This is a genomic window from Bacillus sonorensis NBRC 101234 = KCTC 13918, assembly GCF_001592005.1.
Classification (GTDB): Bacteria; Bacillota; Bacilli; order Bacillales; family Bacillaceae; genus Bacillus; species Bacillus sonorensis.
The window spans coordinates 26,183-50,711 of the sequence record NZ_BCVZ01000025.1; the positions used below are offsets into that span (position 1 = coordinate 26,183).

32 protein-coding genes and 4 pseudogenes are annotated in these 24,529 nt (G+C 42.1%); 10 read left to right on the top strand and 26 right to left on the bottom strand.

What is annotated here, in order from left to right; all coding sequences use genetic code 11:
• Positions 1-168: 168 nt before the first annotated feature.
• Entirely contained in the window at positions 169-1,299 is a 1,131-nt protein-coding gene (locus BTR1S_RS19310) for a serine hydrolase (RefSeq protein WP_006636193.1), read from the bottom strand.
• A gap of 94 nt (positions 1,300-1,393) precedes the next feature.
• A complete protein-coding gene (locus BTR1S_RS23660; protein WP_118310546.1) occupies positions 1,394-1,561 on the bottom strand; it encodes a peptidoglycan-binding domain-containing protein in 168 nt (55 codons plus the stop codon).
• A gap of 153 nt (positions 1,562-1,714) precedes the next feature.
• On the opposite strand from BTR1S_RS23660, the pseudogene BTR1S_RS19315 reads away from it, so the two are divergent.
• Positions 1,715-2,089, top strand: a pseudogene (locus BTR1S_RS19315) (YunG family protein).
• 215 nt (positions 2,090-2,304) lie between these two features.
• On the opposite strand, the gene BTR1S_RS19320 reads toward BTR1S_RS19315, so the two are convergent.
• The 3 genes from BTR1S_RS19320 to BTR1S_RS22200 form a co-directional block, all read right to left on the bottom strand.
• Positions 2,305-2,676, bottom strand: a complete 372-nt coding sequence (locus BTR1S_RS19320) for an iron chaperone (RefSeq protein WP_006636195.1) — start codon at positions 2,674-2,676, stop codon at positions 2,305-2,307.
• Positions 2,677-3,109: 433 nt separating this feature from the next.
• Positions 3,110-3,559 (bottom strand): SMI1/KNR4 family protein, encoded by a 450-nt coding sequence (locus tag BTR1S_RS19325; protein WP_006636196.1) that lies wholly within the window; start codon positions 3,557-3,559, stop codon positions 3,110-3,112.
• Positions 3,560-3,614: 55 nt separating this feature from the next.
• Positions 3,615-3,788: an HNH endonuclease gene (locus tag BTR1S_RS22200; protein WP_006636197.1), complete on the bottom strand. Its 174-nt coding sequence runs from the start codon at positions 3,786-3,788 to the stop codon at positions 3,615-3,617.
• A 151-nt stretch (positions 3,789-3,939) separates the two neighbouring features.
• On the opposite strand from BTR1S_RS22200, the gene BTR1S_RS22205 reads away from it, so the two are divergent.
• Positions 3,940-4,056 carry a biofilm-forming protein gene (locus BTR1S_RS22205; protein ID WP_100244876.1) on the top strand — a complete coding sequence of 39 codons (117 nt, stop codon included), beginning with the start codon at positions 3,940-3,942 and terminating at the stop codon, positions 4,054-4,056.
• A 34-nt stretch (positions 4,057-4,090) separates the two neighbouring features.
• On the top strand, positions 4,091-4,384 hold the full coding sequence (locus BTR1S_RS19330; protein WP_029418412.1) for a YozQ family protein: 294 nt from the start codon (positions 4,091-4,093) through the stop codon (positions 4,382-4,384).
• A gap of 149 nt (positions 4,385-4,533) precedes the next feature.
• Here BTR1S_RS19330 and BTR1S_RS19335 read toward each other — a convergent pair.
• Positions 4,534-4,714: pseudogene (locus BTR1S_RS19335) on the bottom strand (methyl-accepting chemotaxis protein); the annotation flags it as partial.
• A 69-nt stretch (positions 4,715-4,783) separates the two neighbouring features.
• A complete protein-coding gene (locus BTR1S_RS19340) occupies positions 4,784-5,527 on the bottom strand; it encodes an SDR family oxidoreductase (RefSeq protein WP_029418411.1) in 744 nt (247 codons plus the stop codon).
• Between the two features lie 279 nt (positions 5,528-5,806).
• Here BTR1S_RS19340 and BTR1S_RS19345 point away from each other — a divergent pair, with 279 nt between their 5' ends.
• Positions 5,807-6,187, top strand: a complete 381-nt coding sequence (locus BTR1S_RS19345; RefSeq protein ID WP_029418410.1) for a MerR family transcriptional regulator — start codon at positions 5,807-5,809, stop codon at positions 6,185-6,187.
• Positions 6,188-6,582: 395 nt separating this feature from the next.
• Here BTR1S_RS19345 and tmrB read toward each other — a convergent pair whose 3' ends face one another.
• Positions 6,583-7,170, bottom strand: coding sequence for a tunicamycin resistance ATP-binding TmrB (gene tmrB / locus BTR1S_RS19355; RefSeq protein WP_006636203.1), 588 nt, complete (start codon positions 7,168-7,170; stop codon positions 6,583-6,585).
• A gap of 226 nt (positions 7,171-7,396) precedes the next feature.
• On the opposite strand from tmrB, the gene BTR1S_RS19360 reads away from it, so the two are divergent.
• On the top strand, positions 7,397-8,017 hold the full coding sequence (locus BTR1S_RS19360) for a hypothetical protein (RefSeq protein ID WP_029418409.1): 621 nt from the start codon (positions 7,397-7,399) through the stop codon (positions 8,015-8,017).
• Positions 8,018-8,099: 82 nt separating this feature from the next.
• On the opposite strand, the gene BTR1S_RS19365 is transcribed toward BTR1S_RS19360, so the two are convergent.
• The 13 genes and pseudogenes from BTR1S_RS19365 to BTR1S_RS19425 form a co-directional block, all read right to left on the bottom strand.
• The gene (locus tag BTR1S_RS19365; protein ID WP_006636205.1) at positions 8,100-8,519 is read right to left on the bottom strand and encodes a YndA family protein; all 420 of its coding nucleotides are present in this window, start codon (positions 8,517-8,519) and stop codon (positions 8,100-8,102) included.
• Positions 8,520-9,043: 524 nt separating this feature from the next.
• Positions 9,044-9,546 (bottom strand): annotated as a pseudogene (locus BTR1S_RS19370) (Rossmann-fold NAD(P)-binding domain-containing protein); the annotation flags it as partial.
• 106 nt (positions 9,547-9,652) lie between these two features.
• On the bottom strand, positions 9,653-9,847 hold the full coding sequence (locus tag BTR1S_RS22210; protein ID WP_006636207.1) for a helix-turn-helix domain-containing protein: 195 nt from the start codon (positions 9,845-9,847) through the stop codon (positions 9,653-9,655).
• A 132-nt stretch (positions 9,848-9,979) separates the two neighbouring features.
• A complete protein-coding gene (locus BTR1S_RS19380; RefSeq protein ID WP_155910082.1) occupies positions 9,980-10,171 on the bottom strand; it encodes a hypothetical protein in 192 nt (63 codons plus the stop codon).
• 408 nt (positions 10,172-10,579) lie between these two features.
• The gene (locus tag BTR1S_RS19385) at positions 10,580-11,440 is read right to left on the bottom strand and encodes a DUF421 domain-containing protein (protein WP_029418407.1); all 861 of its coding nucleotides are present in this window, start codon (positions 11,438-11,440) and stop codon (positions 10,580-10,582) included.
• Positions 11,441-11,472: 32 nt separating this feature from the next.
• The gene (locus BTR1S_RS19390) at positions 11,473-11,679 is read right to left on the bottom strand and encodes a DUF1657 domain-containing protein (protein WP_006636210.1); all 207 of its coding nucleotides are present in this window, start codon (positions 11,677-11,679) and stop codon (positions 11,473-11,475) included.
• A 13-nt stretch (positions 11,680-11,692) separates the two neighbouring features.
• Entirely contained in the window at positions 11,693-12,043 is a 351-nt protein-coding gene (spoVAE, locus tag BTR1S_RS19395) for a stage V sporulation protein AE (RefSeq protein WP_006636211.1), read from the bottom strand.
• Positions 12,044-13,057: a stage V sporulation protein AD gene (spoVAD, locus tag BTR1S_RS19400; protein ID WP_006636212.1), complete on the bottom strand. Its 1,014-nt coding sequence runs from the start codon at positions 13,055-13,057 to the stop codon at positions 12,044-12,046.
• Positions 13,057-13,536 (bottom strand): stage V sporulation protein AC, encoded by a 480-nt coding sequence (gene spoVAC / locus BTR1S_RS19405; protein WP_029418406.1) that lies wholly within the window; start codon positions 13,534-13,536, stop codon positions 13,057-13,059. The genes spoVAD and spoVAC overlap by 1 nt, the downstream gene beginning before the upstream one ends.
• A gap of 12 nt (positions 13,537-13,548) precedes the next feature.
• A complete protein-coding gene (locus BTR1S_RS19410) occupies positions 13,549-14,022 on the bottom strand; it encodes a YhcN/YlaJ family sporulation lipoprotein (RefSeq protein WP_029418405.1) in 474 nt (157 codons plus the stop codon).
• A 59-nt stretch (positions 14,023-14,081) separates the two neighbouring features.
• Entirely contained in the window at positions 14,082-14,288 is a 207-nt protein-coding gene (locus BTR1S_RS19415) for a DUF1657 domain-containing protein (RefSeq protein WP_006636216.1), read from the bottom strand.
• A gap of 195 nt (positions 14,289-14,483) precedes the next feature.
• A complete protein-coding gene (locus BTR1S_RS19420) occupies positions 14,484-14,972 on the bottom strand; it encodes a hypothetical protein (protein WP_029418404.1) in 489 nt (162 codons plus the stop codon).
• Between the two features lie 224 nt (positions 14,973-15,196).
• The gene (locus BTR1S_RS19425) at positions 15,197-15,421 is read right to left on the bottom strand and encodes a hypothetical protein (protein WP_006636218.1); all 225 of its coding nucleotides are present in this window, start codon (positions 15,419-15,421) and stop codon (positions 15,197-15,199) included.
• Positions 15,422-15,630: 209 nt separating this feature from the next.
• Between BTR1S_RS19425 and BTR1S_RS19430 the strand changes: the two genes are divergently transcribed.
• Positions 15,631-15,990, top strand: a complete 360-nt coding sequence (locus BTR1S_RS19430) for a YxeA family protein (protein ID WP_029418403.1) — start codon at positions 15,631-15,633, stop codon at positions 15,988-15,990.
• 204 nt (positions 15,991-16,194) lie between these two features.
• Positions 16,195-16,989 (top strand): SDR family NAD(P)-dependent oxidoreductase, encoded by a 795-nt coding sequence (locus tag BTR1S_RS19435; protein ID WP_006636220.1) that lies wholly within the window; start codon positions 16,195-16,197, stop codon positions 16,987-16,989.
• 119 nt (positions 16,990-17,108) lie between these two features.
• On the opposite strand, the gene BTR1S_RS19440 is transcribed toward BTR1S_RS19435, so the two are convergent.
• Positions 17,109-17,942, bottom strand: a complete 834-nt coding sequence (locus BTR1S_RS19440; RefSeq protein ID WP_006636221.1) for a pentapeptide repeat-containing protein — start codon at positions 17,940-17,942, stop codon at positions 17,109-17,111.
• Between the two features lie 253 nt (positions 17,943-18,195).
• Here BTR1S_RS19440 and BTR1S_RS22215 point away from each other — a divergent pair, with 253 nt between their 5' ends.
• Positions 18,196-18,405, top strand: coding sequence for a hypothetical protein (locus BTR1S_RS22215; RefSeq protein ID WP_006636222.1), 210 nt, complete (start codon positions 18,196-18,198; stop codon positions 18,403-18,405).
• Positions 18,406-18,644: 239 nt separating this feature from the next.
• On the opposite strand, the gene BTR1S_RS22220 is transcribed toward BTR1S_RS22215, so the two are convergent.
• Positions 18,645-18,881: a CotD family spore coat protein gene (locus BTR1S_RS22220; RefSeq protein WP_081605339.1), complete on the bottom strand. Its 237-nt coding sequence runs from the start codon at positions 18,879-18,881 to the stop codon at positions 18,645-18,647.
• Positions 18,882-19,202: 321 nt separating this feature from the next.
• Here BTR1S_RS22220 and BTR1S_RS19455 point away from each other — a divergent pair, with 321 nt between their 5' ends.
• Positions 19,203-19,826 carry a LysE family translocator gene (locus BTR1S_RS19455; protein WP_006636224.1) on the top strand — a complete coding sequence of 208 codons (624 nt, stop codon included), beginning with the start codon at positions 19,203-19,205 and terminating at the stop codon, positions 19,824-19,826.
• Positions 19,827-19,870: 44 nt separating this feature from the next.
• Here BTR1S_RS19455 and BTR1S_RS23665 read toward each other — a convergent pair.
• Positions 19,871-20,195, bottom strand: a pseudogene (locus tag BTR1S_RS23665) (hypothetical protein).
• A gap of 576 nt (positions 20,196-20,771) precedes the next feature.
• Here BTR1S_RS23665 and BTR1S_RS19460 point away from each other — a divergent pair.
• Positions 20,772-20,957: a type Z 30S ribosomal protein S14 gene (locus BTR1S_RS19460; protein ID WP_006636225.1), complete on the top strand. Its 186-nt coding sequence runs from the start codon at positions 20,772-20,774 to the stop codon at positions 20,955-20,957.
• A gap of 51 nt (positions 20,958-21,008) precedes the next feature.
• On the opposite strand, the gene BTR1S_RS19465 is transcribed toward BTR1S_RS19460, so the two are convergent.
• On the bottom strand, positions 21,009-23,675 hold the full coding sequence (locus BTR1S_RS19465) for a phosphoenolpyruvate synthase (RefSeq protein WP_006636226.1): 2,667 nt from the start codon (positions 23,673-23,675) through the stop codon (positions 21,009-21,011).
• A 14-nt stretch (positions 23,676-23,689) separates the two neighbouring features.
• On the bottom strand, positions 23,690-24,529 hold an 840-nt coding region (locus BTR1S_RS22900; RefSeq protein WP_061781684.1), incomplete at its 5' end, for an ABC-2 transporter permease.

A 24,529-nucleotide genomic window follows, 5' to 3' on the forward strand; every position in this document is an offset into this window, starting at 1 on the left:
GAAAAAATCATTTTGGTGGTCACGCTTAATATGTGGTCAAAAAAACTCTATATTGCCAATATGGTTGATACCATTCAAGGGGTACAGACAACATTTCGGAAATTTGGACGGTAAGCAAATTTCAATTAAAAAGCCAATTTCCGTATAAAAAATTGACCTTTAACTATCCTATAAATCTAGATTAGACAATTCTTTTTTGATATGTGTGCGGAATTTTGCATCTTTTAAAAATTTGAGCTGAAAACCGTTCATATTTCGAGAAAGTTTTGCTTGCTCTAATACAGTTAAATCATTTGCAAAAAATGCAATTTCTGTCTGGTTTCGTTGTTTATCTGTCGCATACATTGCAATTGTAAGAATAAACGGAGTAGATCCTCCCTTTTGTCCCGCATGAATAAGCCATTCACGATTGTTTTGGTTTTCCATTATTTGTTCCATTACTGGATTAAGATATTTATATACATTTTCATTAAAATGTATTTTGCTGTTTAGTTTTTTCATAATTGATACATAGTCTTCAGTAGTTGATCGGGGCAAACGGTCGGACCAAATTTTTTGAAAATCCATGACCAAAGTTTTTCTTAATTGGTTTTTTTCTTGATCAGTTAGTGGTTGGCTCAGCCATCTATTATGAATGTCAATCGCTCTATTGCGGTATTCAGACATGTCCATGTTTTTTATTACTTTTAATACTTCTTTTTTTGACAGGTTCTTTTCATTCATCAGTTGGGCAGGTATGTACAGTGCGCTTACAATAGGATATATAGGCTCATGATTTAACATACCTAAGCTCTTTGGAACATGGTTGATGTTTTGAAGGCCAAGCACCTCCATTAAGTATTCAGTATTTGCATTAGAACTGTAAGCAATCATCCCGTATGCTACCTCGCATAATGGAACACTATCTGTCTCTTTGTCTTTTTTCAATTGAGTAATCCAAGCCTCATGCGCATCACCATCTGTTTTCGGAATATAGAATTTATCTAATTCCTTTAACTTTACTTCTTTTTGCGGGTCAATTTTCCCTTCTGCTGCTTGTTGTGCATATTCAATTGCCAAGATGATTTTGACAGTACTTGCTAGAGGAAGCTGTTCGTGTCCGTTAACATCTACCCAAGTTTCATCATTGTGCTTTATGGATAATGAGACATTTCTACTTCCTGATTTTGCTTTGACAAACTGAACAATATATTCATGATTTAACTTTTTTATTTCCCTCCGAAACATCAAAATGCCGATTCCTATTACTAAACCAAGAGAAATTACTATACCTACGATAACCCATAGTGCAATCTTCAATTTAACACTCCCTATAAAATGTTTCATTTCAAATTACTATACTTACGCTGAAAAAGATGTAAAGTTTCAATTTAAATATAGTTATGTCGTTACTTCAATAAAAACAGTTCCTTAATGGTACTAAAAACAACGTTGCTTTTCCGGCGATACCATCCGCAGACAGCCCTTTCGCCATTTGAAATGCTTTCACGGCTTTCTCAAGGCCACAGCCAAAGATAGAACGGAGGCCGGTTCGCCTCAGTGAATTCAAAAGGAGACACAAACCTCAAAGGAATTTTTATTAACTTCATTTGTATTTGAAATAACCGATATTTATAATAGTTTAAACTCAATATGCAGTCCTTGTTCATCTAACAATGCAGATTTACTTAATTAAAATTGAAATAAGTTAATCTATGTAAAAGGAGGATTTTTTATGGACAATCATTACCCAGTGCAAATCGAACAAATAATTAAAGCATTGTCTAAATCCTGGTCTTTAGACTCAAGCTCAAAATGGAGTAAGGATAATCCTGCAAAGGGACAATGTGGCGTAGCCACTTAAGTAGTACATGATATATTGGGTGGAGAAATAAAGAAAACAAAACTGCCTGATGGGTGGCATTTTTATAATTTTATCAATGGTAAAAGATATGATTTAACGCTTTCTCAATTTAAAGAAGACATCCTGTATATGGATATTCCCTCAAATAGAGACGAAGCATATTCAGATACCAACGAGAAACAATATAAGTATTTAAAACAAAGTGTTATGAATCATTTGCCTTTTTCAAATATTGAGTCACGTTAGCTTCATAAAATAGAGCCTATTTTTTAAAATAAAAGTTACGCCTACTTTTTCTCACGTCTCTTCAATGTGTTTTGAATAATGGGTGGTCACACTTAAATATGTGGTCAAAAAAGCTGTATCGATTTATAAACCAACGTTTTTTAGTTGTTTTTCCTCCTTGCGTTCCGTTACCGCTGACAGACATCATACGGAGCTCTCTCGCCTATCCTATTTTTTTATTTCCGCCAAAAAGTAGAACAGTCTGCCTTATCCAAAATATTAAACTCGATTATTTTCTCAAGTAATGAGTAATCAACCGGACTATCCCACTGGATACGTACCAACTGCTTGGTGTGATCATAGCCGGCCTGCACAATTTGATCTGAAAATTGATGAATCCCTGCCATTTCAGGGGCAACAGCCATATGATGTTTGGCTACGCTAAAGCCAATAATAAATGTGCCGTGATCGGTAAACATAGGCTGATTCCACGCAATTTTCGGCATTAAATTCGGAAATTTTTTAGTTACCCAACCCAAAACTTCTTCCGTTCTGGCCCGATGTTGCGGATTATCAATACCCGCCAAATATTCTGCAAAAACTTCCATGTTGTTCACTCCTAAAATAAATTTATTTTTAAACGGTGTAATTTTTCATGCCAATATGCCATTTCGCAATTGAACTTTGGCTAGAAGTCTATTTTAGCACAGAATGATTCTGGCCTTCCCTACTCTTAAGCCTGCTTTTTGTGATGAAAACAGTTTTGTCCATGTGGTTTTTTCAGAACAGCTATTAAGTTTGAGTCAAGGCGATTCCCCCATGTCCCTATAGAAAAGCGGCCGCCAATCAGCTGAACAACATATAACTATGTGCAATAGATCAACGTCCGCAGGCTTTCCACCTTGAACTCAGGTTTATCGTATGACAAAATGAAATAGAAAAAGCCCCCCATTTTATCCCCCCTTTTTGTTGGGTTTGTCTTGGATGTTGAACATAAAAAACCTTGAAAGGCAATGCCAATCAAGGTTCTAGAATTACATTTTATTCTTCATCATCTTCATAAAGGTTGTCCAAAAATTCATTGATGTTATCAGCTAGAAAATACATATTGCTCATGCCATCAGGATTCTCTGACTCTTCTTCATGATCCCAAAAGTAAATCTTTTCATAATAAGGTTCTTGGGTTCCTATGCAAATAACATTTCCTGCGGGATCTTCTGCAATAGGAATAAATCCTTCAGGCAAACGGTCTTCCATTATGTCCAAAAAATCCTCTACATTATCATACATATCCCCAATTCCATAAAAAACATTTAAGACACTGGAACCTTGTTCATCTGAAATTTTAAATGTATTTGGCCTTGCTTTACCGCCATTCCATTTTAATAAAAATTCTCTATAAAGCTCTGACAGCTTAACATTATTTTCTGATTCAAATTGTTCGATTTGTTCCAATGAAAGTTGATCGTGTGAATTAATGATTTGCGCCATATTACACTTCCTCCTCTTTATTAAAAGTATTAACCCCACCAATGCGAGTAAATTCTCAATGAACTATTTTATCAACCAGCACCATTGTTTTTCCATCTTCATGATGATGCCATGCATGTCCTTCTGGCGGATCAGAGTCCTTATTTAAGCCAGCCTTTAAATTTGCCTGTTTAAAGGCTGCTGAACGATTTGTTGGTTTTGCCCCCTCTATCTCTACAGTAGGGTGCATACGCTAGCTTAAAGCTACTCTCTCGACTAATGGGAAAGAGTCAACGAAAAAAAGCGAATGAATACCATCTCAACAGACAGAATAAGAAAAGGTGATATTTCAACACATGCCGTAAAGGAGTGAAACCATTTGATTCATGTAAAATTCAAGTATTGAACAAATAAGAAATGACCATGAGACTGATACAGCTTTCAAAGCAGATGACCCTAAAAAACATGGTTCTATTCCTAAAAGAACTAAAATAAGTTTTTGCCTTAATCCCATCTGACAAAATAAAATTTCAATAATATGGAGTGAGTGACGTGACTCAAAAAAATGGAGCAGACAGACCGGATGATTACAAAAGATTTTCTTCATTAGACAAGGAATATGATGTTCAGCAATCTTTAGATAGCAGCGCTAAGACAGAGAATGTAAACACTGAAACACAAACTCATAACAAAGAAAACATAAATGACACTACAGATGTTGCCGGAAAATATTTCGACCCCTCGGATTATCAAGGAGCCACGCAATTGGAAAAAGGATTGGCCGAAACTCATGAACAGGTCAGTGATGACTATTTTGAAGGGACTATCGATCAAAATTTGGACTAGTCATTCTAACGGGACTAACTTGAAAGAGTAAGTTAGTTCCGTTTTTGATTAACAGCCACAGTAAAAATGACTGTCCTCAAATCAATGGGTTAACTAACCAGATCACAAATTAAATCCAGCTTCCAAGTGGAATCGAGATGGCAGGGACAGGAGATTTCCTCCATTGAAACGAGCTGTTGCTGTGATGATTTTACAGCCAGCTTCTGTATTCGCTGGCATTTCTTTTGTCCCAGCGGCCAATGTATGAACTGTATGCTGAATCGCTTCAACGCCTGATGTATCAGTTGACGCTGCCGCTTCTTGTATTAGAGATGCGACCTGTTGCACCAAATATGAAAGCTTCTTCCCACCTATGTGGAAAAGAAGCTTTTTTTGATTCAAATGATTCTGTTATCGTTTTTATAAACTTTTTTGAGTTGTTGGTCTGACAATTAACTCATTAATCGCTACATGTTGTGGCTGTTGAATGGTAAATAAAATGGTTTCAGCAATAGCCATTGGCTCCAACTGCTTCCATTCGTCTCCGCCCAATTTCTCAATGACACCAGGAATGTCCTCATCAGTGATCGTTTGGTAAAGTTCTGTTTCAATCGCTCCTGGAGAGATCAGTGTAACACGAATATTTTGGTCTGCCCGAAGCTCTTGGCGCATACCTTCTGTTAAAATGCGTACTGCATGTTTGGTTGCACTGTAAATAGAGCTTGTTGGAAAAATAACGTGGCCGGCTATGGAAGCCATATTAATAATGTGGCCTTCATTGCGCTCTTCCATATGTTTGTATACCGCGGCCATACCATATAATACTCCCTTGATATTGACATCAATCATCCGATCCCATTCATCCACTTTTAATTTATTGAAGAAAGAAAGCGGCATCAAGCCCGCATTATTGATTAGGACATCAATTTTCCCATATGTTTCAATGGTTTCTTCCGCAAGTGTCTCCATATCTGTACGGGAAGTAACATCTGTTACTTTATAGCTTGCCTCCCCGCCACCTTGTCTGATTTTTTCTTGAAGTTTCTTTAATCGGTCTTCTCGGCGTGCTGCCATCATTACTTTCATCCCATTTTTGGCAAGCAGCTCAGCCGTTGCCGCCCCCATTCCACTACTTGCTCCTGTAATAATTGCAACGTTACTCATAAATTAGATCCTCCTCATGATTTTGTATACGATTGCATCGTTTAGCTTGATAAAAACCACCTGCTATACCAGCTTCACCGCCCCCTTCGAAGGAAGTTACTCTCATCATATAAATTAGAGTAAACTATAAGTCAAACGTTCTTTTTATAAACTTGAATTTTGTTTTAAAACGTTGATATTAAGCGGTTTTTCACTGATTATCATAAAACAGCAAATTGACGAAAGAATTCAAATTCCTTAAAATCCATTATAGTAACTCTAAGCGAAAGGAGAAAAACTATGGCCACTTATACAATTAAAGAGGTTTCCGAAATGACGGGGATATCCAACTACACGCTGCGTTTTTATGAAAAAGAAGGAGTATTGCCTTCTGTCAAGCGTGATGAAAGTGGAAAAAGAGCATATGACGAGGAAAACATAGAATGGCTTCATTTTGTTGTGGCACTGCGCTCAACCGGCATGCCCCTTTCCGAAATTAAGCAATACGTCAATTGGTATAAAGAGGGGGACAGCTCCCTTCCAAAACGCAAACAAATGATGATTGACCATAAAGCAAAAATCGAACAGAAAATGAGGGAACTATATAAATACCTTGAACAAATCAACTACAAATTGGCACTTTATGATGTACAAGAAAAAACGCTAAATCAGTTGCCTTAAGATCTCGTGTGTTGTGTTCGAAAATTGGTATTTTACCGGACCTCTTCACAGGAGAAGTTTTTTATACAGCATGTCATCCATGATTGGTCCGGGGCGCAGCCGGTTCAGGCTCCCCCCTTCTATCCCCAATGCATGTTCTGATACTTCAAGAGCTTCACGGCAGAACACGTTTCAGAAAAAAGCACCGCCCCACCTGCCCGATCGGCATCCACTGTAGTTGTTTCTCAAGCTCTCTCAGCCGCCGGCTGTCTTGTTGAAACGTTTGTTCATTACAAAAAAAAAAAGACAGTGCCGATTTGCCAGACACTGTCCCTCTTTTTTTGTTTGATTGGTTGATGTGCTTCATCGGGACTTTTGTAAATCTCAGGCCAAAGTCAGCCTGTATCGCTTTTTAATCAACGTATATGATTCAGTTTGACAATCAATCTGTCGATAAATCTTTTCATGCTCCCTCTTGTATCAGGTTCAATGACCAGGCCCGCTTTTTCGGCAATCGTTTCTGCGACGTTTTGGATAGAAATATGATCCGTATGGAGATGCTCTTCGAAAGTTTGATCTGACAGGCCTTTGATGCATCGGTCTATTTGCTTTGCGGCCCAGGAATTTTTCCCTTCAGCTCTGGAGCGAAGACGTTTGTGTAAAGTGTCTTTTGAAGCTATAAGTGTAAAGTGATTAACCGTTCGGCCGTCTTGTCTGAGCCTGCCGATGATTTCGTCAAAATAGCCGGGGTCCACAATCGTCATGGGCACAATGATGACGCCGTTATATGTATCGGCTAAGTAGGAGAGCATGCTGTAATTGAACTCGCGCCATAAGGGGTAATGCTGAAAATCATCTTCTGCGATTTCCCGCGGAATCATGGAGCGCAGCGCAAATCCCATTTTTTCCGGATCATACACGTAAGACTTTTTCAATCTTCTCTGCAGTTCAAACGCCGTTTGTGTTTTTCCGGAACCGAAGGCTCCGTTTATCCAAATGATCATCACAGATCCTCCCTTCATATTTTTTCTCTTTCGAAAAAGGACCAAAACACTTTATATATACATTCGTTATTACCTGTCACACTTGTGATCATCTTTTTGAAAACATTTGTTGATTTAAATTTAAAGTTTTTCCGCAAAAAAGGACATCATTTTCTTTCTATTAGTGCTATTATCTTTCCATCCTATTCACAAAATAGGAAAATAAAGAGAAGGAGTGTTGACAAATATGTTCAAAACAAAGTTCAGAAAAACAATAGGGACGAGTCTCATTGCGGCAGCCTGTTTTATGTCTGCGTTGCCAGCAAGCGCAGCGTCCGTAAATGTAAGCGGTGCCAAGTCGGATGATTTTATGATTAAGTCGTTCGATTATGTAGCTGTGGATGGGAAAGATGTGGATTCCCAAGCCCGCGTAAATAACAATTCCAACATAAAAGTAACCATGGTTCTGCCTAAACAGAATCAAAAAGGTGATATGTTGGCGTATGGATTTACAAGCAAGGTAGCGTTAGAAGCATTTATTGAAAAAGATAAACAGAGACTTCAAAACAAATTCAAGACGATGGCGAGCGGTCCTTGCTGCACTGATTTCTATGAGTATAAAAATAAAGGCGGACAGTATATATATTGGAGAGACGGATTTAAAAACCTGCCTTCCAGCTGGAATGACAGAATTTCCTCCTTAAGTACGGCGTCACCTTCTTCAAGCTATTCGACGACGCTGTGGGAGCATACTTCTACTCAAGGATATGGCAAGGGAGTCTTGTTTAGACATTCCGACTGGTATGGCAAAACAGCCAATATGGCTTCAGATTGGGACAACAAGGCTTCAGCGATCGAAATCAAGTAGCCGAGATTGCCAAAAAGACAGATAAAATCACTATTCTCTCTAGAGGAATGAGAATAGTGATTTTTTTACCCGCCTGCTGTGCTTAATCCTGAACTTTGACTTGCACAGCGTCAGGTCCTGTTTCGGAATCAATTTTCGCATTAAATTCCGCTTTTTTATTTGAGCCGTCAATCCAACTGTTTAAGCTTGTCCATGTAGCACAGCCGCTTGGTGCAGCAATCAATTTTCTATTTCCCACACGCTCCAAAGGCATTTCGGGATCACTTTCGTAAAGGCTTACCGTCATTGTATTTCCCATTCTAATATGAAACACACAAATCCTGTAATTGCCTCCATCTGATTTGTAATCCCCAGTCATGCTTCCCTGTTTTGAAATGGTCGCCTGATAGTCTGCAAGTGTTTTCCATCCAAACGATTGCACCTCAGCCGCGAATGCTGAAGTGGTCGGAAGCATGCTTGCAGCTATAACGCCTAAAAAAATTGCTTTTCTTATTCTTTTCATGTTTTACCTCTCGATTTTTATAAGCTTCCTTACGTGTTTTCCAGCTGGCCCGATGGAACGCAGCAGATTTATGATAAAAGTATAGCAGACTTGAATAAACATGAGAAAGGCGTCGTTTGGATCATGTTTGTATTCCCTTCCCAATATAATTAGACTATAAAAAGCGTGAATGGATGCTTGTTATAGTCTTTCCATGGAAAAGATTCTTATGATTGACAGTAGCTTTCATGTATGTTGATGTTCGAAGACAGCCGGGGTTCTGTCATCATCTTTTTGGAATCAAAAAACTCTTTTTTGTCGGTTTTTTAATTCTGCGCGCCAGACTTTCAATTCTACATCTGGGATTGAACCGATAACGCCCTCATGACGACCTTTCAAAAAACAAGAAAAATTTCTAAAAAATAGTGTTTGAAATGAGAAAGTATAAAATGCCAAAGACCACATCCTGACGATGAACAAAGTCATCCTGGATCGAAAAAACCGGCCCTGCTTGATAAACAAAAGGCCGGTTTTAATTGGTTCCTTTATTTTGATTGTGAGATTCCGTTTACGAGTTCAGTGAGCGCTTCGTTGATGGAGCAGCCTGACGGCCGAGAAGTTTCTCGAAATCATGGCTTTCGATTTCCAACGCTCCCTCCCGGATGCCTTTCTGGATGTTGACAAGCATTGGAATGAGAAAATTCGGTACTCCGGCGCCTTTCATGATCTTGGCGTATACGTCGTCATTAACCTGCTGCACCGGCACGTCTTTGCCTAATACAGCGCCAAGGGCAGATGCCAGTTCTTTCTGGGTCAGTGGCTGACCGGAAAGTTCGTAGATCGTATTGTCATGTCCGTCACCAGAAAGTACTGCTGCTGCCGCCTCGGCATAATCTTGCTGGGATGCCCAGCCCACCCTGCCTCTTCCGGCTGATGTCACCCATGGAGCACCTGACAGCACAGCTTGAATGGTTGATATCTCATTCTCTAAATACCAGTTGTTGCGTAAGAATGGGTATGGGATACCTGTTTTCAAGATGGCTTCTTCGTAACCTGCTTCCGCCCGGCAGTGCAAGCAAAATTGGGGTTCCCATAAATCCGAAACAACTGGTTTTCCTCTGTGGCATTTACAGCCCGATAAACATCGATATCTTTCAGCAAAGAAGCGCCGCCAACTCCTGGACGAACCTTGACCAGCTTTCTTTCTTCGGCATTCCTATCATTCTCCGGATGACTACAGGGTTTGTATTGACGCTGTTTGCAATGATATCCCCTGTACACTGTTCAGGGCATAAAGAAATAAGATCAAGAGTATGTACAGCAATTGAAAAGCGTGTGCTGATCTGCATTCCATCACCACTGTTGTAACCATTATAGTTTCAACAATGCCTTTTGTCATTCGGCAAGCCTATATAAGGCGATCCAGAAGAGAGCCGCTTTTTACGGCGGCTCTTCATGTTCAGATGCTATCCTCTTGTATGTTAGTTGTTCTTGTTGTTAAATGCTTGTTGATCAGGTTTTAATTCATTTGAAAACTCATTGGTCAGCGCAGTTTGCTGTAAATTGTTTTGTTTTGTAAAATTTTTCATAGCATTTTGCAACACGTTATTTTGGTTTCCGTTTCTTCTAAGCAGGAGGGCGGCCAGACTAATTCCCAGCCCTAATAACGACACCCACATGGTCCCCCTGTTTCTTCTCCTGCCTAATAGAAGATCTCTATTTTTAAACAACGTTGTCATCCACTGAAAATTCAATTTTTCTCACTTCCTTACCATTTAAAATTAACTTCGCTAATTAATGTTCTCAACTGGGAATTGTTTATGCTGGTCTGTTTCAGGATGTATTTCCAAAAATCACTATAAGCTAGCTTAAGAAGATATATCCCAATGAAATTGAAGGAATGAAAGAGGAGATCGCGATTTCTGCTTTGACTGAATCGGTTTGACGCTTTTCCCCATTATGAAACAGAGCAATGAACTTAGCCTGCCGGAACATGAACATGCCAAACGGGGAATCGGTGATGCCTAAACACAAAAGCGAATTGCGGTTTACATCACAAAGGTATGATCATTCGATGATCGTCAGTCATGTAACGCGGGTTCAAGCTTTTGAATCATATCCTTTAATTTTTTTGCATTTTTGGCATACATGGCTTTTGCCGATTTTGAGTCAGTCGCCAGTGCAAACAATTCCAGATCGGCCTGGCATTTTTTGATCGTCGCCAGCAATAGAGGCTTTTCCTGGGGAGCCGGAACTTTTATTTGGTCATCATACAGATCCACAGTCAATTGTCCGTCTGAATCGACTTGCCCGAGAAATACGTTTTCTTGTGCAACGCCTAATTTTTCAAGCTCTTCGTTCAGCCAGCGCCGATTTAATCCGGCTTCAGCCAGCGGCTCGTCTAAAATTTCTCCGTCCATGATGACGGTTTGCGGCTCTTTCTCTGATTGATAAGGCATCTGCAGATCCTTGATTGTCACCGGTCTGTGCTCTTTTTTTAGCAGGACATTTAAATCACCGCTTTGTTCAAGAATGGCAAATTGAACATCGGAAATGCGAAATACATTTTTTTTGCGTAAAAGTTCCAGCAGCTCGTCTGACGAGTATTTTTCTTTTTTTAAATTATCTTCCATGATTTTTCCGTCTTTAATAAAAACCGTTCCTGTTCCTTCAAGAAAATCCCGGATTGTTTTATTTTTTAATGAGATCCATTCCACAAGGAAAGGAACCAATGAGAAAATAACAATAGCGATAACAGCGTTTATGATGCTTCTTTCCAGCCCCATGACGACCTCGGATGTAATGCCCCCTATCGTAATTCCGGCAATATATTCGAAAACGGAAAGTTCCGCCAGCTGTCTTTTTCCCAGCATCTTCGTCATGACAAACAAAACGATCACAAAAATGATAGAACGGACGACAACGTCTAACCAATCAGGCATATTGACCCCTCCTGCCAGAAATAAATTCGAAATTAAAATCCCTTATATTGATACTCCTCTCTTTCAAGCTCACCGACGCGCTTTTTCAAATCTGACATCACTTCTTCGCTCACCATCATGGTTTCATGAAAAAGACGTTTTGCTTCTTCATCCCGTGATTTTAGCGCCAATGCTGATAAACCGGCTTCGATGCTCTTAAGACTGGCCAAGCATTGTTTCACCTGAGCTCCAATTGTCATATGTAAAACCCCCTTACCCTTTTGGTTTGAAAAGAAGTGCTCCAATCATTCCAAAGATGATCGCAGCTGAAATGCCGGAACTCGTTACCCTAAACATGCCGGTGATGACTCCGATGAGACCATATTGATCCGCTTCTTCCATCGCTCCATGGAATAACTGGTTGCCAAAGCTGACAATCGGCACGGTCGCTCCGGCCCCTGCAAAATCAATAAACGGCTCATAAAGTCCAAACGCATCAAGCAATGCTCCGAGAACGACGAGAATTGACAGCGTATGAGCCGGTGTCAGCTTAAACACATCGAACATAATTTGTCCGATGACACATATCAGTCCTCCGACAACAAATGCCCAGAAAAATATCACTTATCCTTCACCTCCGCGCTCAATTGAAACAGCATGGGCAATACACGGAATCGTTTCCTTTTGCTGATATGACAATGGCGATAGCAACGCTCCGGTCGCAACCACAAGAAGGCGCTTGATTTCACCCTTTTTCATCCGATTCAATAAATGCCCGTATGCAACGGCTGCTGAACATCCCGCCCCGCTTCCTCCGGCAAGAACGGGCTGCCCTTCCCTGTATATCATTAAGCCGCAGTCCTGAAATTGCTTTTCATGAATCGGCGTCCCGTGTTTCTTGAATAAATCGAGCGCAATTTCCCGGCCGATGTGGCCCAGGTCGCCTGTTGCGATGACATCATAATAGGAAGGATCAACCCCCCGCTCTTTTAAATGGGTTTCAATCGTATCTACAGCAGCAGGCGCCATCGCGCCGCCCATATTAAAAGGATCTGTCAGTCCCATATCGATAATTCTGCCGATTGTGGCGGATGTCACCACAGGACCATCTCCTTTATTCTTTAGCAGTGCAACACCGGCAGCGGTGACAGTCCATTGTGAGGTGGGCGGCTTTTGCGAGCCGTATTCAGTGGGATAGCGGAATTGTTTTTCAACCGCCGCATTATGGCTGGCCGCCCCTGTCAACAAACAATCAGCCCCATGATGATTAATGAGAAAAGCGCCTAAGGCCAGGCCTTCCATTGATGTCGAACACGCTCCAAACAGCCCGATATAAGAGGCGCCCAGTGTTTTTGTCGCAAAACTGGTAGGTGTGATTTGATTCACTAAATCTCCGCCGAGAAAAAACTGCACCTGATCCTTTTGGATACCCGCTTTTTTTATCGCTGTTTCGCACGCATCTTCCAAAAGAACCTGCTGGGCTTTTTCAAAAGAATCTTGATTCAGCCAGATATCTTTGTGCAAAAGATCGAAGTCTTCCGGGATGTTCCCATTTCCTTCAAATGGCCCTGCGACTGTTCCAGTCGCTGCAATAACCGGTTTGCGGTCAAACATCCAAGTACGGTGACCGGAAAGCATTACAGTCCCCCCCAGGTGGTGAGGATTGTTTTAATCGTCGCCAACACAAATGCGGAAAAAACGCCAAACAAAATGACAGACCCGGCCAATTTAAACATATTGCCGCCAACCCCTAACACAAATCCTTCAGTGCGGTGTTCAATCGCTGCTGAAATGACGGCATTTCCAAATCCAGTCACAGGTACGGCCGAACCGGCCCCCCCAAATTGTGCGATCCGATCGTAAACCCCGAACCCGGTCAGCAGCATGGATATAAAAATCATCGTCGCCACCGTTGGATTGCCGGCAGTCAGAGTTGTGAAATTAAAGTAATACATATAAAACATTTGGATCGCTTGTCCGATTAAACAGATGATTCCTCCTGTTATAAAAGCATTCAAGCAATTTTTTAGAACAGGCCGTTTCACTTCGCGTTCTTTTGCAAATTGTTGATATTCCTGCATGACAGGCGTTAACTTTTTCTTTTTTTGATCAGCCATTTGACCACCTCTTTAAGGCTTTTCCTTCATCAATTTTTTTATTTGACGAAGCTTATCGTTTAGTTTTTTTTCACTGACTTTTTTCGTTTCAAGCTGCTTTTCTAATTTATCAAGCTCCCAAAAGATCTTTTGATCTGTCGAAACTTCAATGGTGTAACCGGAAAATTCTTTTTTTAGCATTTCTTTCGATTTTTTCTCGATCTCCTTCAGCTGAAAACGGTCAAAATGTTCGATTTGTACAGCAAGAACCAAATCGTTTTTGCTGTTGGCTCCTCTGGCTTCCGTCACCTCTTCCAGCTTTAATAATCGTTTTTTTGCTTTATTTGCCGGGGTTTGATCTGTTTTTTCATTTTTCGCATTTACATTCCGGACCGCTGCCGATTGATTTTGAGCGGCGTTTTCATTTGCATTTTGACAGCCAATGGTGATGGTATTTATAAAAAGCAAGACAACTGTTATAAGCAAATAATGATAGAGAGCTTTCATCCGCATCACCTTCCTTTCAGGAAAAAGGTTGGTAAAAAAGCAACCAACCCTTTTAATGCTTACTGTTGTTTATATTGCGGTTCTTCTTGTTCGATTTGCTGAACGCGCGGCTCAAGTGATTCAACGATGGATTGGGTTTGTTGAGCTGCTTGTTGATAAAGCTGCTTGGCATCTTGGTTATCAGTGCTTAATGAAAATGTTTCTAAACTTGCCTGAGCGCTTTTCAGACTGGCTAGAGCCTGTTTGACTTGATTGATGACAGTCATGTGTGTTCCCTCCTTTTTACAAATACTATATCTAATTGTAGAATGAATAAATTTTTGAATTTTATCCAATCCAGTTTTTTTCTATTTTCACAGAAATAAAAAAACCGATTGTGAACGGCCCCTTTTAATACGGCTGAATGATACATTCAAAAAAGCCCTCTCTTTCTAAAAAGGGCTTTTTAGGATAACGAAGTGTTATTGTAAAGTCTGTTGGTTCTGTTGATTTTGCTGGCCTTGTTGACTTTGTTGACCTTGCTGGCCTTGTTGACCTTGTTGATTAAATGATTGTTGAGCGTTTTGAAGAGCCTGGCTCATCTGGTTCATTGCCTGATTGGTTTGAATCCCTTGAAGGGCTTGATTAAGCTGTTGAACAGCTTGCTGGATATTTTGCTGAATTTGTTGATCAGTCTGCTGCATTTGCTGTTGAGATTGAGAACTGAACTGCTGGATTTGCTGCTTTAATTGATTGATGCCTTGATTCATTTGAGAGCCCTGCTGAGCTTGGCCGCTTTGTTGTTGAGCTCCGCCTAATTGGGATACATTTTGTTCTAATTGGGCAAGCTGCTGTTGTAAGCTTCCAAGTTCTTGAGCAAGTTCAGTATCTGTAATGTTTGCCCCAAGCAGTTGGGAATGTTTTTGCTTTTCCTTTTGCGGCTGGTTTTTCTGTTGATTATTTTTTGTCATTCGAAAAATCCTCCTTAAAATTGATCACATCCTTATCATTTTCATCTTGTCAAAAAAGATGTAAGGAATTTTTAGGATGAAGGAGACGCAGGTGACCCGTTTTAAGAAATTAAAAAAGAGCCGTTTTCTGCGGCTCTTTTACTACATGCTCCTCATCATTAAGATTCTATTATGCAGGGAGATATTGATGATTGACATCGAGCGGTATACGGCCGGTCCCTGTCCTAAACGCGCTCTCCCTTATCATCCCAATGAACCGTCACATCATTCGAATGAATATGAAGTTCAGCTTTCGTGTCAAAATGAACGACAAAGCCGCTAATCCGTCCAAAAAACTTGTTTTTTTCTTCAATCCTTATCACCGTGCCGCCTTTAAAATGTAAAGAATGGCACGGCTCCCCCACAATATAGGTGTCAGAATGAACAGTGATTGACTTAATAGACTTCATCTCATTCCTCCTAAAGCCCATCTCCTCTTATTTTGACAACATGATGTGATCTCTGAAGGAAATATGTTCGCATACTCCATTTATGGTGCCGGTCTTTTTTGAAAATGAAGCTGTGTTGATTAAAGCTTACACACGTGTAATCAAAATGTAAGGAAAACCGATAGTTCCAGCCGCCGGTTTAAAGTATGATTTGTTCGAGGTGATGAATCATGAAATGGTTTCTAGGAATGATTGCGGCGATCTTGATCATGTTCGCAGGCGGATATTTTTTCTTCTCTTCTTATTATTCCACAGAAGATTATTATGTGAAAATTAAAACAGATCCGGAAGTCGTCAAAGAGAAGGCGAGCGACGGGTACACTGATATAACTTATAACTATGATGTTACCGGTTATGATAAAACAGGAAAACCTAAGAAACTGAGGCTTTCTTCCCGAGATAAAATGAAAAAGGGTCAATATTATATCATTCATTGGGAAAATAGAAGAGAAATCATTTCAAGCAAAGAGCATATAAGTGAGAAGGAAATCAATCAGGATATTGTGAAAAAATTAAATACGCGGGAATAGCAATGAGCCGCAATGCGGGAAACTTCTTTTCAAGAAGTCAGCCGCAAATCAGCCCTTTTGAAGGGCTTTTCTTATAGGCACCAAAAAGTGCCTATATAACTGAAAAGTGCGTACTTCCATATTGCACCTTTCTGTTGCATCATGATAATAGAACGTGTTTAAGTTGTTCATAAATAAGAGGAAACAAAGACGGAGGGATGTATCATGAAACTGAACTTGCAAGGCAAAACAGCATTGGTGACAGGGTCCACATCAGGAATCGGCAAAGCGATCGCTGCTTCGCTGGCCGATGAAGGCGCCTCTGTCATCATCAATGGACGCCGGGAAGAAAAAGTCAATCAAACGATAGACGAATTGAAAGAACAATACCCTGAGGCCGTTCTTTATCCTGCCGCTTTTGATCTTGGCACGGAAAAAGGATGCAACGCACTATTTGAAGCATTTCCCCATGTTGACATTTTGGTCAATAATTTAGGAATTTTTGAACCGGCTGAATACTTTGATATTCCGGATGAAGAGTGGTTCCGCTTTTTCGAAGTGAATATTATGAGCGGAGTAAGGCTCTCACGCAAGTATTTGCACAGCATGATAGAGAAAAAGGAAGGCCGGGTCATCTTCATTGCAAGTGAAGCTGCGGTTATGCCGTCTCAGGAAATGGCGCATTACAGTGCAACGAAAACCATGCAGCTTTCCATTTCCAGAAGCTTGGCAGAGCTTGCGACCGGCACAAATGTCACCGTTAATACCGTTATGCCGGGCTCAACCTTGACGGAGGGGGTTGAGGCGATGCTGCATTCTCTCTACCCTGGCGAAAATCTGACGGTTGAGGAAGCGGAGAAGCGGTTTATGAAGGAAAACCGCCCGACTTCCATTATCCAAAGGCTGATCCGGCCGGAAGAAATCGCCCATTTTGTCACGTTTTTATGCAGCCCGCTTTCTTCAGCGATCAATGGCGCCGCATTACGGGCGGATGGCGGATTGGTCCGCAGCGTTTTTTAAAACCTCTCCTGCCGGGAGGGGTTTTTTCTTCTGCCGCTTCCCTCCCCGCAATACTTCAGAGCTCCCGAAAAACTTCCGCATGCCTCTGTCTCAAGATTCCGGCTGCTTTCTTCTTCACATCACGATAAAACCTTTTTCCAATGATCGGGAATCCGCAAAGACGGCGGTAATTTTGTATGAATGTCGCCTTTCGCCGCATTGACCTGCGCTTGCGTCAGAAAAATGCTTCCGGTAAGATTAGCGCCGCTAAGGTCTGCATCCCGCAGGTCCGCGCCGATAAAATCAGCCATTCTTACATCACAATTTCTCAGATCGGCAGCTATCAATAGCGCTCCTCTCAGGTTTGCTCCCCTAAGGTCTGCTCCTTTTAGCTTGGCGCCGATGAGACTGCTGCCCCGGCCGATTTTTTTCGGCCGGTTTTTATGTACAGCTTTGGCACGCACTAGCTCGCTTGTACGCAAAAGCAAGTCATTTACCTTTGCCCGATGTTCATGTACGTCCAAATTCAAAATTGATTCCTTACTCTGTCTGGTCAGATTCTCTGTCTCTTCAAAGACGGCGACCAGATCGCGATGAATGGATTGAGCGGCATCTATTGAAAGCGCTTCTTTTATATACCAAAGCATTTCGTGAAGCTGCTGCATAATGGGAAATACTGCAAACATTTCGTTAGCTGATGACGTGTCATGCCGCCAGTCATGCCCTTCAAACGTAACTTGAGACACCTTTTGTCCGGCGCCAAAGCATTCATAGGCGGCACAGCCTCGAAACCCTTTTTCTCGAAGATCCTGATGTATTGCACAGTGAAAATTGGATTGCAGGTTGCGGCAGGGCGTCCCCCCGTCTTTGTCAAACGCAAAATCCGCAGATTTCGCATACGGCAAAGCTACACAGCATAGTCCAAAACAATTGCTGCAATCGGCGCGCAAATCATTTGGCATCATGTCGTTCATGTTCTCTCCCTCTTTCCTGGGGAACCTTTAATAGCTTCAGGTTCAATCATTCTCTTAAATTATATATGAAATATTCACTTTGTATATCGTTTTTTCAGAGAGCCTAAAAGGGCATGACCATCACTCTATGTGCCGATCACAAGCAGCATATGCCGGTAAAACGCCTGTTTTCATGATCTGTTTCAAATGCACAAACTCTTTCGTTGAAATGACATAGAATAAAAGCGATAAGAGAGAAAGGAGGGAAACGAATATGAGCTATTACGAATATGATAAAAAGCACGAGGATTACTTCTGGTTCAAGTGCAAGAAAGTGTATTTTGATCATTGTAAGAAACACGATGATCATAAGAAATATTATGAGTATGATCATGACAAAAAGTTTGACTACGACTACGACAAAAAACATGATTACGACAAATATTATTTTAAGTGTTTTGATCCTTGTAAGAAGCATTACTAGAACAAATACAATGGCCTCCCCTGTCTGCTGCAAAGCGTGAGGCGCACTTTTGAAATCCCTCATATTATGCCGGGGGATGGCCATCTCTTTTGAGGAGGGTGCATCAGCGCCCTCTTTTTCCCTTCTTTTCCCGGAAGTTTATGAAAGGCGCATTCGGTCTCTTGCCGGACACCCCCCGCGCCAAAAAGCACCCCGAAGGGTGCTTTTTCCGTCCGCATATTTATGCTTCCGAAGAGCCGTTACCAGTAGCCTTTATGATCACACGGCTTCCCGCAATGGGAATGATGGTGCGTGACTGGATCATATTTGGAATAAGAAGTAGGATAGTAATGAACATGTTCATATTTATGGTGATTCACATTCGTCACATGCTGTGGGTGAATATGAGGAACGATTGTTTTAGAAAACGAATGATTCTCACAGTACTTGGTAGGATGGACAACAGGCCGAGCTACATTTGGTCTGCAATGGTACATGAGCACTCTCCCTTTCTGTCTTTTAATACTTTTACATTATTAAACTATGTGGAATAGTGATAATCTGTACTAGTATAAAAAACCAAACTCACTATCGCTTTTTATCGTTTTCCGCTCTATTTCCATGAATCAATCCATAGTGTAGCACAACGGTGGATATCTATTTCTCACGATGATCCATGCGGCATTGGCGCGATAAAAAACGGAGAAATGCAGATGATGATTGATTTCCTTAAGACTGATACAGGAATTGACATCTTCTGCTGTGTTCTGCATGTTATAATGGCATTAAAAAGCGTTGTATTGAAACGGAGTGGTATTATGGACTTTCTATCAGCAGCTTCTTTTTTAGGAGCGTCAATATTGCTCACCATCATGCCTGGTCCAGACAATCTGTTCGTTTTGGCTCAAAGCATATCGAATGGGAAATACGCGGGAATTTCAACCGCCTTTGGGCTCTGTACAGGACTAATTGTACATATTTCTGCCGCAGCAATCGGAATTTCAGCGCTTATTTACAAATCCGCTCTTGCCTTCACACTGGTGAAATACGCGGGTGCGGCTTACTTGCTGTATTTAGCCTATCAGTCATTTCGGGAAAAAAGCACCGGCGTTCACCTTGAAGATAAAACATCATTAAGCTATCAATCGCTATATCAAAAAGGGATTATTATGAATCTGTTAAATCCAAAGGTTTCATTATTTTTCCTTGCTTTTTTACCGCAATTTATAAATGATGGGGCCGGTTCTGTATCCAAACAAATGCTGATATACGGACTGATCTTCTTGATTCAGGCTTTGATCATCTTTGCCCTCATCAGCCTATTTGCCGGGAAACTCGGAGATGTATTGCGAAAACGTCCGTCACTATCGAAAAAGATAAATTTGATACAAGGAACTTTGTTTGCGCTGATCGGTCTTAAAATTGCGTTCAGCCAAAAATAAAAAAGGTGTGCAGTTGAAAAAGGCTGCACACCTTTTTTGACGGCTTACGGCTGATAAAATCCAACATGTTTTCCCCTTTCTGTCAAACCGGTCTCGGAAAGCCCAGTTATCCCAGATGCCGTACACCTCTCCGTTAAGATATTTGACTTCATTGAAGTGATCCTCGTATTGTTGGCTTAAATGAAATACCATAACATTATAACGGAGTAAAAGGCAGACTCCATCATGTTTTTGACAAAACCGCTTCGATTTGCGTTTTGCACAACTGTATCTCGAATTGAATTTGCTATGCCAAGGACGTCAAGATTCAACAGCAGCGGCGCTGGGCTTTAGCTGTTGAAGATTGATCGCTTCTTTAGCTGTCGGTATTGATGAGACAGTATGGTCAGTCTCTTTTTCTTCAGCATGGGCAAAAATCGGCAGACAGAAAGAAGCGATCAAACAGATGCGCTTTTAAACGGGAGCGTTAGATCAATAAGCAAATAACAGAATAGCTTGTTTCTTGCTCTATCCCCCTTTCCTTGAGTCAAGTATACAAAGTTTCCAATTTGGAATAATGATGCAAAACGGGTGTTTTCTGATCAGACGGAAATCATCACAGCGGAAGAAAGAAAAAATATAACGCGGGACAGATCGATAGGTCTTATCAATCAATTGGGCCTTTTTTGATAAAATGAATAGTGCATTTACTTCTGTCGGGAGCTTTAATTCAACATCGCTTTCAGCATGATCAAAATGATTCATTTTCAATCATGTAAGAGAGGATCGTTTACGTAAATGGAAACTGATGCGAACGCTTAATATCAAGATAGAAAAACAGTATATTTGAATGATATATTTTGAAATGGTGTACTTTCACCATATGATATGTTATAATGAATGTTTTAAAGAATCCTTAACATCTTTTGTTTATATACATCATCATGATTAAAGGAGGGAAAAACAATGGCTAAAACATCTATGATCGTCAAACAAAAGCGTGAGCAAAAGTTTAAAGTCCGGGAATATACACGCTGTGAACGGTGCGGCAGACCGCATTCTGTCATTCGCAAGTTTAAACTTTGCCGGATTTGTTTCCGCGAGCTTGCCTATAAAGGACAGATTCCCGGTATAAAAAAAGCGAGCTGGTAACACTCGCTTTCGCCAGCCTTGCCGATAAGGCTGGCTTTTTTTATTGCTGATTTAGTTTGACGACGGCTCTTTGCTTACGATCTGTACATATCCATTCGTTCCGTCCACCCTGATCTGGACGCCTTCCCTAATCAATTCCGTCGCTTTTTCTATCCCGACAACAGCCGGAATGCCATACTCTCTGGCTACGACTGATCCATGGGTCATCATTCCCCCCACCTCCGTAATTAATCCGGCAGCTGAAGTAAAGAGCGGCGTCCAGCCGGGATCTGTATAAGGCGCTACCAAAATGTCACCCGGATTCAGTTTTGCATCCTCCGGTTTAATGATGATTCTGGCAGTTCCTTCGACCACCCCGGCAGAAACCGGCGTCCCTATGAGAGCGCCTTCAGGGCTTTTCGCATTGTGAAGCTTTCCTGCAACGATCTCCCCTTCACTCGTCAACACCCGGGGCGATTTCAGCTTTTGGTTTGACGCATGTTCCTGTTTTCTTGTTTTCAAAATGCTTTGAATCGATCCGGCCTCCCTGTTTTCCAGCAATCCGGCCATTTCGTCCAGCGTCAAATAAAACACGTCTTCTTCGCGTTGGAGGATTCCTACTTTGACAAGAGTGCGCGCTTCCTTTAGAATCGCTTGTTTATACAAGTGGAGAAGTTTCACCAATGTGTATTTATGATGCTCCCTCATCCCCATCAGACTGCGATAAACACGAACAAGCCGGGATACCCATCTTTTTTCAAACAAACGAAATTGGGAGATGATCTCGCAGCCGGCCTCTTCCGCCTCTTTTTCACCTTGTTTAAACTTCCTCCTGTGTTCTCCGGCGGCTCCCGATTGAATATTGCTGATGATGGAAGGAGCAAGCTGGACAGGATCCTCGCACCATCTCGGATTTGTGATGTCAATTTCCCCCGCACACCGCACGCCGTATTTCTCCAGAAAACATTCCAATTCGTTGGCAAAGTCGCCACCTCCCGGAATTTTCGCCAATTCTTCGAGGAAGCCTTCGCTTTTTGCTTCCCGCAAGTACCGGATCAGCTCAGGATGCTTCCTTGCCTGATCGGAAAGATCGGCGAGCTCAAGCCCCATTTCGGTTGTGACATTGTGAGGCAAGGATTTGTACAATTTGCTTAATAAGACAGCGCTTTGCTCATTTCCAGTTTTTTTCTTAAGTTTCTTTTCCAGTTTTCCTGATGCAATGACTCCTGTCAAAACATAAACCGCAACTTTAGAAAGAACGTCCGGCAGCAGATTTCCCATCTCTCTCTTGATCAGGCGTATCGTTTCCGCACCTGAAGCTCCGCTCAGTTTTCCCCTTGTTTCTTCTACGATATTTGCAATAAAGGCAGCTGCTTGTTGTTCCGCCTTTTCCGGAGCTTTGAAGAACAAGTTGGCGAACACCTTTCCAGCTGCCGGCACAATGATTGGAGCCAATCTCGCAGCAATCCGGAATCTTTCCCTTGCAGATCCATATTGGAATTCTATGCGTTTCATGGCTTCAGAAACGGCCGATGCCATCAATTGATCCATGCCATTTAATACAGTAAGGATTCGGCTCCGCACGAATTTGCTTGAAAGGGCTCCCGTGATGTCGACAAACGCCCTTCCTCCGGCTTCGCGGATAATAGGCCGTGCTTCCGGGTCATTTGCTAAAAAATCAGGGATGCGGCTTAGAACTGATATGCCTAAAGGCTTCATTGGATCCGTCATCATTTGGATATATCCAAAATTAATCATGACATGCAGCTTTTCATCTGAAAAAGATGGTACAGGATATAACGACGTTATCGGCCGGCTTTGAAGAATATAGAACCTGCCGTCTGAAAGCCCCCACTCAATGTCCTGCTCCCGGCCGTAATGGGCTTCAATTTTCCTCCCCAGCGCGGCCAGTTCCAAAATTTTCGCATCGGGAAGCGCCTGCAATGTTTGCTTTTCATATGGAAGCGGTTCTGTGACGGTCCCTCCTCCCGGCACGGCATATATAGCAGCTTCTTTCTTTGAAATTTGTTTTTTGACGATCTCCCCGCCGCGAACCTGATACAGATCGGCAGTCACCAAACCGGATACGAGGGCTTCTCCCAAACCGAAGCTGGCATCGATAGAAATCGTGTTCCGGTGCCCTGAAATCGGATCAGCCGTGAACATGATTCCGGAAACTTCGGGAAACACCATCTCTTGAACGACGACGGCAAGAAAAACAGAGCGGTGATCAAAACCGTTTTTCACCCGGTAGGAAATGGCCCTATCTGTAAATAATGAAGCCCAGCAGTCTCGGACAGCATGAAGCAGCTGTACAGAGCCGCGGACATTCAAATAGGTATCCTGCTGGCCCGCAAATGAAGCCGTCGGCAAGTCCTCAGCCGTCGCACTGGAGCGGACGGCATAGGCTTTATCCCTCCCCGTTTTATCGAGAGCCCTGACTATCTCCGACTTCATATCAACAGGCATCACAATAGAAGCAAGATGCTCACGAATGCGTTTGCCAAGGAAACGAATCCGCTCCAATTCATCATACGTGAGCTGGTCAAGCTGATCAAACAGGCCATCCATTTCCCTGCTCGCTTTTATAAACGTACGATAGGCAAAGGTTGATATACAAAACCCTGTTGGAACAGGCAAGCCCGCCTTTGTCATTTCACCGAGGTTCGCTCCTTTTCCGCCGGCGAGAGGCAAATGGGCTTTGTCAATTTCAGTGAAGCTCAGCACATATTTATTCATGATGCTCCTCCTTTTTATAACATCTTTATTCCGGCTTCCTTAGACACGGCATGATTCTTTAAAGAAGACGCCAATAAAACCAGGAAGCTGACGGCGCCGATCGACAGCAAAACCGAAACCGGCTGATTCATGGACAAACCTTTGTTAAAAAACAGCAAATCACGCAGCCCATCTGACGCAAACCGCATCGGAAGCCAAGAGTAAAACCAGCCGCGGTAAAAGGCCGGCATCATTTCGGGAGCCATCGTTAACAGCGGAGTTCCAAAGAAAAAAAGCAGACCGAACAATCCGGCTCCGGGAAAACCTATCCATGACGTAACAGCAGTGATCATTAAATAGAAAGAGAAGTAGCAGATCGCGATAAACAGTGCAGTATCATGAATTTGAGGAATCGAGATCCCCACCCAATCCGCGGCGATCCATACAAGGCTGTAGCCGGCGGCAACCGCGAGCACCGCACCGGTTAAACCTTGAAGAAACCGGGACAATAGTGCCGCTCTCCCGTTTGAAAACCGCCATTTTCTTAATGCGGTATAAACGATCAGCGCCCCGGCTATACTGGCGATCCAAAGCGGCTGAACCAAAGAGACCGGCGCGTTTCCATTTGCGCTGTGCTCCCCGGTTTCATTTACTTGCTCAACGGTCTTTGCAACGGGTGATGACAATGCGGCAGCCTGTTTCACAGTGAGGGTCTTCCCTTGTTTTTCGAATCCCGTCATGATTTCTTCTCTGAACTGATGATTGATGTGATCGACGACTTGATTCACAATTTGCCCCGCCGCATTCGCCGCGATTGGATTGGCGCCTTGATTCACAATTTGCCCCGCCGCATTCGCCGCGATTGGATTGGCGCC